The sequence below is a fragment of the Bacillus sp. jun7 genome (assembly GCF_051034795.1).
GTDB classification, from domain to species: domain Bacteria; phylum Bacillota; class Bacilli; order Bacillales; family Bacillaceae; genus Bacillus; species Bacillus velezensis.
Window position 1 is genome coordinate 598,047 of the sequence record NZ_CP093219.1, and the last position, 14,957, is coordinate 613,003.

Genomic DNA, 14,957 nt, shown 5'->3' on the forward strand with positions numbered 1-14,957 from the left:
GTTAAACCTCCACTTCATAGGTATCCCAGATGTTTGCCGCAGCTTTTTCGTTCGTTTCTTCTTTGCTGTCCGGCGAAATCAGCCGCTTATTTAATGCAGGCGGTGTTAAAGGGTGGCGCTTGATTCGGCGCCCTTCGTCTTCCTGCCACGCTTCCACAATGACGTGGGCATTTGTTCCGCCGTCGGCAAAGCAGTTAATTCCTGCCGCCGGCATTGGTGACGGCCAGTCTGCCAGAGTGCGGCTGAACTGAATATTGGCCTTTTCTCTATCAAAATGTGTGTTTTCATGCTCACCTGATAAAAACGGGATAAAGCTCTTTTCTTTCAGCATGAGAACAACCTTTATGAAACTTGCAATTCCTTCCGCGCAAAGCGGGTGCCCGATGTTCGGTTTCACAGATCCGATTCCGAGCGGGCCGGCGTCTTTTGAACGGTAGACGGATTGAATGGCCTTCAGTTCTAACAGATCCGTCACGACCGTGCCTGAACCGTTCGCTTCAATATGAGTAATGTCTTCCGGCTGTTTTCCGCTTTTTTCAAGAGCCGTCTTCATGACGGATTTTTGCGCTTCCAGGCTCGGCGTAGCCGGGCCTGCCGTTCTTCCGTCATTATTGACGGATGCCGCCTTCACTACGGCATAAATAGAATCTCCGTCTTCAATGGCCTGAGACACGGTTTTTAAAAGAACCATTCCGACTCCCTCGCCCAGCACGACTCCATCGGCGCGTTCGTCAAATACATGGAACGACTGCGCTTTACTTAATATGCCGCGCTGTTCAAATAATTTATGGGTTTCTTCTGATTCAAACAGGCTCACACCGCCGACGACGGCCGCTTTTATTTCTCCTGTTACAAGAGCCTGCACGGCCATATTCATTCCGACTAAAGCAGAAGAACAAGCCGTATCGAGGACAACACTCGGGCCGCGCATATCAAAATATTGAGACAGATTTGCGGCCAAATAATTCTGGCCCAGCGCGACGATCGGGTTTTTCGCATCCAGCAGTTTCTCTTCACCCGGTCTGTGACGGCTGCGTCCGCCGAGGTACACACCTATTGCTTCTCCCTTTATCTCATCCGGCGTATAGCCAGCGTGATACCACAGGTTAAGACATTCTTCCAGAGCGGCCAAAGCTTGAGGGTCCATTGCCTTTACATCTTCTTCAGCCAGTAAAAAGAAGTCCGGATCAAATTGATCAATTCCATCAAGCATTCCCGCGTAATAAGGCGTCTTCAACCCCCATCGCTCAGCCGGAACAGGACCGATAGCCGAACGGCCTTCAGCCAAAAGCGACCAGTACGCCTCTAAGGAAGCCGCCCCCGGAAACCGGCAGGACATGCCGACGACCGCGATATCTTCCCGGTGAATCTGTTTTTCGGCCGGCTCTTCTTGCACCTTAACGGCTTGTGTTACAATTACCGGCTCAGCCGGCTTCTTCATAACAGGCTCCGCCGCCAAATCAAACCGTTCTGACAAAACTTCTGTATATCCTTCAAGAAGCCAATTTGCGAAAGATTGAATCGTCGGATATTCATACAGAATGGACGGGTCAAGCGATGCCGAGAGATTCCGATTGATCCGCTGCAGAAGCTGAGCAAGGATAATGGAGTCCACTCCGTAATCTTGGAATAATACGTCTGTCTCAAGCTGATCCTGGTCAATCCGCAGCTCTTCAGAAAATAATTCTTTCAGCCATTCTTCTGTTTTCCTTGTTAATTGAGCGTTGTCTGCGGCAGTATCAGCGGTTTTTTCCGCCGGTTTTACCATAGCCGGGCTCATTGGCTGATCCTGCCTGCTTCGCCGCAGGAATCGCTCCGGCTTCCACAGCTTAGGATTCAGAACGGCCGGCAGCACCGGGCCTCTTGCTGATGCAAGAAGTATGCCGTCAAGGAGCTGTAATCCTTCTGCATTCGTGATGCTGTATAGCCCGCTCTCTTTATAAGCTTTGTTCGTGACTTCGCCCATTCCGGTTTCTTTCCAGTTCGGCCACTGAATGCTTACGATCGGCAGCTGCTCTTTGTATGAGTCTGCAAAATAGTCCATATACGCATTGGCCATGGCATAGTCGGCTTGTCCTGCCGAAAGCGCCGGTATCGCAGCTGACACGGAAGAGAACAAGACGAAAAACTTCAGCGGCTCTTCGCTGAGCACACTGTATAATGCCTGAAGCCCGTCTACTTTCGGCTCGAGCACGCGCTGTATGTCTTCATCGGTTTTTCTGATGAATGCGAGCGTCTCTTTATCGGTCACACCCGCACAGTGAATCACGCCGCCGATAGATCCGAGCGTCTGTTTGATCTGACTCAGTTCCTGTCTCAGCCCGGCTTTATCAGCTAACGGGACTGACAATACCTTCACTTGTACACCTTTGGATTCCAAGTCGAGAACAGCTTCAATTTTCGCTTTTACAGAAGCCGTCACCCCATTCAGTCCGCCCGTCCACTCACTTCGCGGCGGAAGGGTCTCACGGCCTGTAAGCACCAGTTTTTTCACTCCGTAATGTTCGGCAAAATGACGTGCGCATAAAAGACCGATCCCCCTCGTCCCCCCGGTGATCAGAAGCACATGGTTGTCCGGAAAATCAATTCTCTCGCCTTGCATATTCATATTTTCTGATCCGCTCAATACAGCGCGGTAGCGCAAGCCGTCCCTCCGGCAAACTTCCGCGTCATCAGTACGGGCATGAAACTCATCGGCAATCTGCTTCGCCAGTTTGTCATCAGAAAGCGCTCCTTCAAGGTCGAGATGCCTTGAAGACAGATGACCGTACTCACATGCCAGCATTCTGTACAGACCGGCCCGTTTTGCTCCTGTTGTTTGATTGGCCTCTTTATTTAATGACTCAAGGTCTTTCGTGACACAAAGCAGTGTCATCCCTTCTTTATGCCCATGCTCAATCAATTGCTGAAGCCATTTGATACCGGGCATATCTCCAGAAGCTTCTTCTTTCGCTGCGCCGAGGAGGTCGATGACTCCGCCAAACGCCTGCCAATCATATTCACCGGTAAGGTCTGATGTTGTGATAATACGGTGATTCGGCATATGCGCTGCGATCTCTTCTGCGAGATTGATCGTGTCCCCGCCTGTCAAAATCGCAACGGAACGTGCGCACGGTTCACGCAGTTCGAGCGGGCTCAGTTCCCATTGTTTTGTCAGAATACGTTTCATCCGTTCCTCTGTATGGACCTTATTTTTGTCAGGATTCTCAGGCACCCAATACGTGTCTTTTGCGAACGGATAAGACGGAAGACTGAGTAAACGCGGCGTACCTTTTTCATAAAGCCGGTTCCAATTCAACACGCCGCCTTTCACCCATACCTCTGCCAGCTTGGCGAATTTTCCTTTTTTAATCCAGGCGTCAATGACGATGTCCATATCTTCATCTGCCGTGAACAAGGCAAATGTATCTTTATTGCGGTGAGACTGGCCGGTATACAGCCCCGCGATGTTTTTCTCATTTTTCGTAAATGCTTCCAGCTTTGTTTCCAATTCCGCCATCGTCGCTGCAAGAATGGCCAGGCGCTCTTCCATTTCGTCCCTTCCGGTTTGCAACGTATAAGCGACGCCCGCCAAGTCTTGATCTGTATACGGCGTTTGACGGATCGCTTTTTGCAGCTGCTGCGCCTGTTCAAACAGTTTGTCTTTTGATTTGGCGGACAAAAGGATGATTGCCGGATTTTCCGGGCTGTGCTCAGGCTGAGCGGCTGCTTTCGGAACATACTCTTCAATGACGATATGAGCGTTGACCCCGCCGATGCCAAATGAGCTGACCCCGGCCCGGCGCGGAATGGCATTTCCGTTTCTATCTTTCGCTGCCGTCCATTCCTGATTTTCCCGCACGATGTAGAAAGGACTGTCATCGAGCTGAATGTACGGATTGATCGTCTCGCAATGCAGGCTTTTCACCAGCGTTTTGTGCTTCATTTGCAAAAGCACTTTCATGACGCCTGATACTCCCGCGGCAAGCTCTAAATGGCCGATATTGCTCTTGACCGAACCGATGCCGCAGCGGTGATCGGAGACTTCAGGCTCTTGATTTGTTTTCGCCAGCTCGTGAAACGCCGCTTTCAAACCGTTTATTTCAATCGGGTCGCCCAATTCCGTTCCTGTACCGTGCGCTTCAATATACGTGACGGTGCTCGGGTCCACTCCCGCTTTCCGATATGCTTTCACCAATAAATCAGCCTGCAGTTTCGGATTCGGCGAGGTTAACGTATTCGCCCGGCCGCCGTGGTTTTCAGCCGTACCGCGGATCACGCCGTAAATCGGATTGCCGTCACGTTCTGCATCTGTCAGTTTCTTCAGCATCAGAATTCCCGCGCCTTCTCCTCTGACATACCCGTTGGCATCTTTGGAGAAGGTTTTGCATTTTCCGTCTTTGCTGAGCATGCCTGCTTTGCTGTAGCTGATATGCGCTTCTTCCGTCAGAATCGTGTTGATTCCCCCGGCAATCGCCATGTCGCATTCTCCGTTTTCTATAGCGGATACCGCCCGGTGAATCGCAACAAGCGAGCTTGAACATGCCGTTTCAACCGGCTCGCTCGGCCCGTGAAGATTTAACAAATAGCTTAAACGGTTCGGACCGATGGAAGGAATCATGCTGCCTGTCGCCGCATGTCCTTCCGGCGCAAGACCTGCCCTTGTGAACAAATCTTTATAACCGGTATTTCCGGTGCCGATAAAGACACCCGTATTTGTGCCGGAAAGGCTTTCCGGCTTACAGCCCGCATCTTCTATCGCCCGCCATGCATAAGTCAATAACAGCCGCTGCTGCGGATCTAAATATTGGGCTTCCCGCGGTGAAATCCCAAAGAACAGCGGATCAAATTCAGCTATTCCGTCGATAAAGCCGCCCCACTTGATATTCGTTTTGTTCCTTTCAAGGTTCGGGTCGCCATCAAACGCTTGCCAATCCCAGCGTTCTTTCGGAATGGTTGTGATAGAATCTTTTCCTTCTTTCAGATTGCGCCAAAATTCCTCTATATCCTTCGCGCCCGGGAATCGGCCGCTGATTCCGACAATGGCAACCGGGTCCAAGCGGCGCGGCTCTTGTGTCGCTGCCCTAGCGTTCATTACCGTTGCGAAGCGCTTTTTCCGCTGCATTTTCGGTTTTTGGGCTTTTGGCTGCTCTTTTTTCGGAGACTCCTTCTTCTTTTCGCCGAAACGGCCCGGATGTTCTTTTGCCAAATATCCGGCGAGATTACTGATCGTTCCGTACTCAAAGAAAATCGTCGGCGCCAGCTCCAGCTGATACGCTTCATTTAATTGATTCGTAAAGACGGTAAAGGATACGGAATCAAAACCGTATTCACTCAGTTCCGTATCTGTATCAATGTCCTCACGGTCAACTTTTAAAATGCTGCTTACCATGGCTGTCAAAGCGGTGTGAAGCGCTTGAAGAGATTCTTCTGCATCGTGTTTTTCTTCCGGCTGAAAAGGAAGACCTCTCTCTGTTTCATCCGACAAATACTCTGCTAAACTGCGGATCGTCCCGTGCTCGAAGAAGATCGTCGGTGCCAGCTCCAGCTGATACGCTTCATTTAATTGATTCGTAAAGACGGTAAAGGATACGGAATCAAAACCGTATTCACTCAGTTCCGTATCAATATCAATCTCGTCTTGGCCGACTTTTAAAATTGAACTGACCAATCTGATAAGCGCACCGTGCCATTTGTCTCCCGAAACGGCGGATACAGGCTCTATTTTCTCCACCTGCGGCTTTTCAGTTTCAGAAACGGACAGGAACGACTGTTTTAATTTTGCTGCGTGTCCTTCAGCTGCTAAAAGCTGCGGCCTTTCCTGAGCCATTCCTTCATAAAATGCAGCCAGGCCTGACGCCTTTTGAAGCGGAACCATGCCGAAAGCTTTTTTCATCATTCTTTCCGTCTCGTCTCCCGCCTGCATACCGCCATCTTTCCACAGCGTCCAGTTAAAGGCGATCGTTTTTCCGTGCCGCAGGCCATTCTCCGTAAGGGATTGCCTGTAAGCGGCGTATGCATCCATAAACGCGTTGCCGGCGGCATAATCAGCCTGCCCGACATTGCCGAGAACGCCGGAAACACTGGAGAACAATACGAAAAAGTCAAGATTGCAGTCTTTGCTGGCTTCATCTAAATAAGCGGTGCCGATCACTTTCGGATCAAGCACTTCCCTGAACTCTTCCTTCGTTTTTTGCAGCAGGAAACGGTCTTGTATCACGCCCGCTGCGTGAATAATTCCGTTAAGCTCCCCGAATTCCGACGTAATCTCTTTTATCAGCGCTTCATTTTCCCGCCGGTCTGCCGCATTCAGCTTTTTGCAGACGACATTTGCGCCCGAGTCCTGAAGCATAGCAAGTTCACGCTGTTTGGCTTCTGCCAGATTTGAGCGGCCGGTCAGAATGATTTTCGGGTGTTTTACGCGACCAGCGATTTCTTTTGCGAACATCAACCCCAGGCTTCCTGCGCCTCCGGTAATCAGATATACGCCTTCGTCCTTCCAGACGGCGCCGCCACCTGCAGGATGCATTTCTTCCCAAGCCTTCACATACCGTTTTTCTCCTGTATAACGGATATGTTTATCATGCGGCCGATGGCTGTCGTTTTTCAGTTTTTGAGCGGCAGCCGGCATTTCGCCGATTGATTCCATCTCGATGAGCTGACAGTCAAGTTTTCCGTATTCCAGCTCGGCTGTTTTTAACAAACCTGTTAACCCCGCAAACAATTGCTGGCTTCCGTCTGCTGAAATAACAGTCTGAATCAGAATGCGGCCCTGCCTTTTTTCGCTGATGATCCGCCGGATGTGTTCAGCGATTGTCTGCGCGTAGCTTTGGAAGCGTTCAGCGGCTGTTTCTCCCTCACCTTCTGTAATCAGCAGCTCGGCGTCTTTCAGGCCGGATGCCGCTTCATCTTTTATACGGCAGGCATCTTCACAAAGTATGATCAAATGCTCATCAGCATGGACAGAAGCTTTCTCGGATGCGGCGGCTTCTTTCCAAACCGGTGCAAACAAGACCTTTTCCGAGCCTGATGGCCGCTGAGCCGATTCTGCATCGCCTTCAAGCACTCTCGTAGAGAATCCTCTCACCTTCACGCAAAGCGCTCCTGTTTCGTCGAACAGGTCAATGTCGGCTTTCTGCACGGAATCACCGGTTTGATATCCTTCGCTGAAGCGTGCATGCGCCCGCATAGTCGGTGTGCATGGTTTGATGACTTCAAGGTATTCCAGCGCAAACGGCAGAATCAGCTTTTGTCCGGAAAACTCCTGCATAATGCAGATCGTCGCCGTCTGAATAGCCGAATCAATGATGCTCGGATGAAGCGTAAATTGTCCGTTCGTATGAGAAACAGAATCCGGAAGCTGTATATCCGAAAGCACTTCTTTCTCGCCGATAAAGGCGGACTTAATGCCTTGGAAGGCTTTTCCGTGGAACATCCCCCTGCTCCGGCCTTCCCGATAAAAGGCCGCCGGATCAAGAATGTCCGCTGTGCATCTGTTTTGTATGGCAGAAAGGTCGGCCTCAGGCTCTCGTTCAGCCTTTATGATTTCAGCCCGTCCTTGGCTGTGCAGCACTTCTTCATCGTCAGCGTTTACGCTGTAAATGTCATATGAGATGATGCCGTCCTCTTCAGGAAACAGCGCGATATGGACTTGGCGCTCTTGTTCGTGAACGACGATCGGTTTCATCCAGACGGTATGATGGAGCGTTATTCTGTCTTGGTCTTTTAATAAGCCGCCAAGCGCCCGTTTTACCGCTTCATAAGACATTTCCAAATATGCCGCTCCCGGCAGCACCGCTTTTTCCCTGACCACATGATCCTTCAGGAAAAATTCTGAGCCTGTAAACCGTGAGCTGAACCGCTGAACGGCCAAATCTGACGTATTTTGCTGCACAAGCGGGTGTAAAACTGAGACTCCGGTGTGTGCGGCAGATGTTTTCTTTTCTGCTTTTTTCGGCCAGTACGGCTCCTTTGCAAATGGGTAGACCGGCACGCTGATCCGTTTCGGATGCTTGTCTTTGTAAAGCTTGTGCCAATTGATGGCGACACCTTTACTCCACATTTCACAGAGCTTCGTTCCTTTTCCTTTCGCAAGCCATTTCTCAATGAGTTCAGCACTGTCATCATCATCAGAAAGCCAGGCAATATCTTTCGCCTGCTGTTTTTCTCCTCTGAAGCAGCCTGTTACAGCCGGCTTATCATTGATAAAATCGGCAAGCTGCCGCTTGAGCTCCGCAGTGCCGCTTGTGATAAAGGCCGCGCGCTCTTCCATCGCTTCCCTTCCGACTTGGAACGTGTAGGCAAGATCAGCGAGGCCGGCGTCCGTTTTTCTTTCCAGAAAAGCCAGCAGCTGTTTTGCGTACTCCTTCAGACGATCTTTTTTTTCTGGCAGACAACGGAATGATGAACGGACCGGCAGCGTCTGCTGCTTCGGATGCATCCGGATATTGTTCAAAAATCGCGTGAGTGTTTGTTCCGCCAAGACCGAAAGAGCTTAAAGCCATGCGGTGCGCTCTGTTCTCACGGGTTAACTCTTTCTTTTCTCCCGCTACGTAAAACGGAGAGTCTTCTAAATGAAGATTCGGGTTCGGCTCTTTGTAATTGATGCTCGGCGCGATTTCTTGATGATATAAGCTCATGACAACCTTGATACAGCCCGCCATTCCGGCCGCTGTATCCAAATGCCCGAGATTTGTTTTGACTGAACCGATGCCGCAGTATTGTTTTTTATCTGTATATCGGCCGTACACCGATTGAAGTGCGGACAGTTCGATCGGGTCGCCGAGTTTTGTTCCTGTGCCGTGAGCTTCGACGTACGCGATCGTTTCAGGATGGATGCCCGTCTGATCAATGACCTTCTGAATGACCTCAGCCTGTCCTTTGACGCTCGGCGCATAAAATCCGACCTTATCCGCTCCGTCGTTATTGACGCCGATTCCGCGCAGCAGAGCATAAATATGGTCGCCGTCCTTAACGGCATCCGACGCTTTTTTCAAGAGCACGGCGCCGGCTCCTTCACCGCCGATCATTCCGTCAGCAGCCGCGTCAAACGCTTTAATATGCCCGTCGCTTGAAAAATTCAGCCCCGGCTGATGAACATAGCCGGCACTTGATTCCGTATGAAGGGTCGCACCGCCGACAAGGGCGTACTTGGCTTCGCCGGACTGCAGGCTTTGAAAAGCCGAATGCAGGCCGATTAACGAAGATGAGCAGTTGGCATGGACAAAATAGCTCGGCCCTTTCAACCCGAGTTTATGAGAAATCATCGTCGGAATCGTGCCGCTTTGGGCAAGCACCCATGATACGTAGCCATCCGGCGTTTCCAGCTGTGCTGTCGTCTCCTCCGGCAGCAGGCTGCGGTAAGAGTTCGTGCTGGCAGACATATACACGCTTGTTTCCGGAATTTCTTTTGAGATATATCCCGCATCCTCGATTGCCTTCCATGAATGGAGCAAAAGCATTCTCAGCTGAGGGTCCATATACTCCGCATCTTTCGGCGAAAAGCCGAAGAAACCGGGATCAAACATTTCTTTCCCCTCTAAAACTGATTTAGCCGGAACGAAGCCGGGATGATCAGCCAGTTCTTCAGAAATACCGGATCGGCGGAGCTCCTCTTTTGAAAAGAAGGTGATGCTTTCTTTGCCTTCTTTGATGTTATTCCAAAATTCATAATGATCTTTCGCTCCCGGAAACTCACAGGATATACCGATAACCGCGACACTGTCCTCATAATAATCGGGAATTTCTCCCGCTGGGTGTTCCCGGTCTTCTGTATTCACTTTCTTTTGCGGCACAGGAGCCAAAACGGCTTCTTTCGGTTTTTGTTCTGTGATGTACCGGCTGATGTCTTTTACCGTCGCGTATTCAAACAGCTCCGTTACACTGAATTCACAATCCAGTTCCTGCGTCATCCGGTCAGTGACAGTCACGGCAAGAAGCGAATCTCCCCCCGCATCAAAAAAGCGGTCATCAAGCTCTATATCTTTGCTTTTCAATACATCCTGCCAAATCGCCAGCACCGCCTGCTGGATATGAGATGATGAAAATGTTTGTGTGTCCGGCTGCTTTTCCGTCAGATCACGGGCAGCAAGAAGCTTGCGGTCAACTTTTCCGTTCGGTGTGAGCGGCAGCTCTTCAAGACGGATAAACGAAGCTGGTGTCATATAGGCCGGCAGCGCTTGTTTCAAATGATTGCGCAATTCCTTTGCAGACGGAAGCGGCTCTCCGTTTTTCAGGATATAAAATGCGCAAAGCTTTTCATTTCCGGAGTGATTGTTCACAACCACTACGCTTTCCTGTACGGCCGGATAGGCATTCAGCCGGCTCTCAATATCTCCGGGTTCAATCCGGTAGCCGCGGATTTTGACTTGGGTGTCCATCCGTCCCATGTATTCAATGCGGCCGCCGGGAAGAAAACGCGCCATATCGCCTGTTTTATAAAGCTTTGATCCCAGTTCGAGCCGGTGGCTGACGAAAACTTTATCTGTCAGCTCAGGCTTGTTGAAATACCCTCTTGCCAATCCGTCTCCCGCAATACAAAGTTCTCCCGGCACCCCTTCTAAAACAGGGTTGAGACCGGAATCCATAATATACACACGGGTATTGGCGATCGGGCGCCCGATCGTAAGCGCGCTCTCATTTTCCGTTATACGCTGCACCGCGGACCAGATTGTCGTCTCTGTCGGCCCGAACATATTCCAAGCCTCACTTTTCGTATCGAGAAACTGCTGCTTCAATTGTTCGCTAAGCGCCTCTCCGCCGCAAAGGATTTTCACTTTTTCTTCATTTGACCATCCGGAATGAAAGAGCATTTTCCACGTAAACGGCGTCGCCTGCATGATCGTCGGTTTGTACTCTTGAATCAGCTCTTTCAGCTTCCGTGCGTCTTTTGTGACTTCTGTCTTACAGATGTTGCACTCTGCTCCTTTGATTAAAGGAAGGTAAAGCTCCAGTGCCGCGATATCAAAGCAATATGTCGTGACGGCAAGCAGTTTGTCTTCGGACGAAAGCCCCGGTTCATTCGCCATCGAGATTAAGAAATTGGTCAGCGCCCGGTGCGGAATCATCACGCCCTTCGGTTTGCCCGTGCTGCCCGACGTGTAAATGACGTACGCCAGATCGTCAGGTGTCACTAACCGCTTCAGCGACGTTCTTTCCGCGGCTGTACTTTCAATACGAGACCAATCGCGGTCAATGGCAGTTGTCTGCACGCCTCCCCAGTTCAAGGAGTGCTCTAAATCAGCTGTCGTCAGACACATTGAAATCCTGCTGTCGGCGACCATATATTCCAATCTGTCAGCGGGATAAGAAGGATCAAGCGGCACATACGCTCCCCCGGCTTTTAAAATGCCGAGAAGGCCGACAGCCATATGCAATGAACGGTCTGTATAAATGCCGATGAGATCATCAGGGTCTGCACCGTGCGCCTGCAAATAGAGCGCCAGCTTCGTGCTTTTTTCATCAAGCTCACGGTATGTCAGCTTTTGCTGTTCATACACGACCGCACAAGCGTCCGGCGTTTCTGCCGCCTGACGTTCGAATAATTCATGGAAGCAGGCATCCGGATATTCACGGCTTGTCTCATTCCAAGTCTTAAGAATCATGTGCTCCTCTCTTTTTGTCATGAGAGAAACGTTCTCAAGCGGCATATCCGGATTCGCCGTCAAAGCTTCAGCGGCCTGTACAAATTGGCTGAAAAGTCTGGCCGCCCCTGCTTCGTCGAATAATTTGGTGCTGTATTTAATCGTAAGATCCATACCTGATGCTTCTTCCCACATTTCAAATACAAGATCATATTCCCCCTCCTGATGAATGTCTTTTACAAACTCACAGGAGAATTCCTTGTATTCATCCAGCATCGATTGATAGCTTGAATGCTGCAGAAAGTTCTGATAGAAAAAGGCATTGCTGAAAACAGGCGAACCGTTCTGCAGGGGTTTCGCATGCACATCACGCACCATTTTCGGAAACGGATAAAAGGAGTGATCCAGTCCGTCCAGAACGGCATCCTGCACCTTTTGAACAAAGTCAGCAAATGTTTCTTTTCGTCCGGCTCTGCTCCGTATAGGAAGCATGTTGAGGAAATGGCCGACCACTCCTTCAAAGCGTTCTTCAGGTCTGACCATCGCAGGCATGCCTGTCACAATATCTTCCTTATCCGTATATTTGCTTAAAAGCACCATATAGCAGCTCAGCATAACGGTAGACAAATGAATCGAACGGGATGCGGCAAACGCCGTTAGATTATTCAGCAGCCGTTCGGGAAGACGGCGTGTCAGCGTATCTTCTGTAAACTCCGGAACGCTGCTGTCCGTGCGCATCGGCGGAAGCTGAAGGTCAGGCAGATCGCCCCCGAGCTGTTTCATCCAGTAAGCGCGGGCAGCTTTGCTTTCTTCACCCGCTAAATACCGCTTTTCCCAAGCCGCGAAATCGGAATGAATGCCGGGAGCGGCGGCCGTAAACCCTTCTTTTCCCTCCAGCAGCGCCTGATAGTGATCCAGCAGACTGTGAATAAATGTAATGGATGAAAAACCGTCAAACACGATGTGGTGAATGACCGTCAAAAGATAATGTTCCGAGGCGGATTTTGAAAGCAGCCGCACGCGCAGCAAAGGCCCGCCTTCTTTGACAAACGGCTCTTTCACTTTTTTCCGTATCAGAGCGGGTATTTGTGATTCATTGACGTCAGAAATATCTTCTTCCGAGAATACAAAAGGATCTGCCGCTTCTATGAAATAAAACCCGCCGTCTGTTTCATTCACGGCGCTTTTGAGCATCGGATGCTGCTTTAATACGAGCTGAAACGCCTGTTTCAGTTTCTCTTTGTCGATTCCGGTTGTGAATCGGAAACAGAGCGGGACATGGTATGCAGTCGTTTCAGGCGACATTTTCTGCAATGTCCACAGCCCTTTTTGGACTTCTGAAAGCGCTGGCGCCGTTTGCCGTCTCTCCCGTTCTGCCGGCGGTTCGGCTTTTTGGGAATGATGCTCCGCTGACATGTTTGCCGCTTTTTCAGCAGTATAAGCCGCTAAAGCGCCAATCGTCGGGTTTTTGTGCAGCTCTCTTGCCGTCAGCCGGATGTGATACGTTTTTTCAATTGATCTGGCGAGTTTCATCATCTTGATGGAGTTAACGCCAAGGCTTTGAAACGGTGTATTTGGATCAACAAGCTCATCCGCGATGGAAAGTTCCTCTTTCAGAAAACGGATAAAATCCCGTTCAATTTCTTTCTCTGCAGAAGCCGGGTCTGAATTGCCGCCTTCTTGTCTGTTATTATGTAATGAATCAAATTGCCCTTGTTCGAATGAATGTTTCAGCTGAGTGCGCTGGATTTTCCCGATTGCCGTCTTAGGAATGTCTTCTTTTGCGACCGGAAGCAGATAATCAGGGGTAACGCCGATTCTCTGTGTCACGTGCTGGTGAATGTGATGAAGAAGCTTCGTCATGCGGTTCTCATCCAATGGAACAGACGTCACAAAGAAAATCGCCAGCTCATCTGTCGTGCTTTGATTCGGCCGGACGGCGCATGCCGCTGTATATGACGTTTCAATTTCCGGCAATTCCTCAACGGCTGATTCAATGGCGTGGCTGTAATAATTCACACCGTTGATAATGATGGCATCTTTCGTGCGCCCCGTTATCGTCAGGCGGCCTTCACGCAGAAATCCGAGATCTCCCGTTTCAAACCAGCCGTCTTCTGTAAAGACACTCTCGTTTAAGTCCGGGCGCTCATAATATCCGCTCGTTACAGTCAGACCGGACACTTGAAAGCGGCCGATTTCTCCTTCTTCCACCACTTGATTGCGGTCATCCGTAATTCTCATATTAAACCCCGGGATCGGCAGACCGATCTCGACGAAACGATCGTCGTCACTCGTGTTTTCCAGTGTAAACTCATCTGAGAAAATAACGCCCGAAGACGTTTCGGACATTCCCCATGCGGGACGGATGGCATTAGCCGGCAGACCGTGCGGCTCTAAAAGCTCCATAATTCTGCGTCCGACTTTCGCCACCGCGGCCTCCCCGCCGTTCAGCATATAACGCATGGAAGATAAGTCCCATTTCCGTGTTTGAATCTCTTCTGCGAAATCGGCAAGCAGCCCAAAGGCAAAATTGGGGGCCCACGTGACCGAAGCGCGGTAATGATCAATCAGGTCGAGCCATTTTAAAGGATCCATCAAAATGGATTCGCTCGGTATGTTGATTTCCTCACATCCGAGATAAACATCACGCAGATGAAGCATTCCGATGCCGCCGACATGGTCAAAAGGCATCCAGTTAAACGTGACATCCTCACTTGTATAGCCCTGCATCTGAATATTTCCTTTGACCATGCAGACGATGTTTTCATGGCTGAGCATCACGGCTTTCGGCTTGCCCGTGCTTCCCGAGGTCAAAAGCAGCATCGCCAAATCTTCCGGACGGGGATGATGACAGTCCGTATCCATTTCATGCGCACTGAGATCTTCTGCCGCCAAAGCGCAAAACCCGGAAAGCTCCTGCTCCTCCGCCCATTCAGTCATCTCCGGCAGCACTTCACGGCTTGTGATGACATACGGCTGATTCAAAAGCGTCCAGGCGTCTTTCAGTTTTTGCGTCCCGCTGTTCATTTCTGTATAAGCCGGAGCGGCCGCAAGCGGAACCGGGATCGCTCCTAAAAAAACACAGCCCCAAAACGCAGGAATCAGCTGGGAATTGTCACTGAGCTGTAATATGACTTCATCCTGAGCCTTCACTCCTGATTGGCGGAGCCCTTTCACAATCGAAAGAGCGATCTTTTTCAGGCCGCTGTAAGTCTGGTACACTTTGGTGCCGTCAGGCTGTATATATGTGATGCCCTTTTGATCTCCCGCTGCCGCGGCGGTTTTGTGCAGGACTTCAGGAATCGTCATCGGCTGATCCGCTGAAAGCCGCAATGGTTTTCCGTAGCTGACAGATGGCTTGAGTAACCCGCTTGCCTTCATATCACTTTTCATAGA

The 14,957-nt window shown here is 50.4% G+C and carries 1 pseudogene; it reads right to left on the reverse strand.

What is annotated here, in order from left to right:
* Position 1: 1 nt before the first annotated feature.
* Positions 2-14,954, reverse strand: a pseudogene (locus MJQ52_RS02500) (non-ribosomal peptide synthetase).
* Between the last annotated feature and the right edge of the window lie 3 nt (positions 14,955-14,957).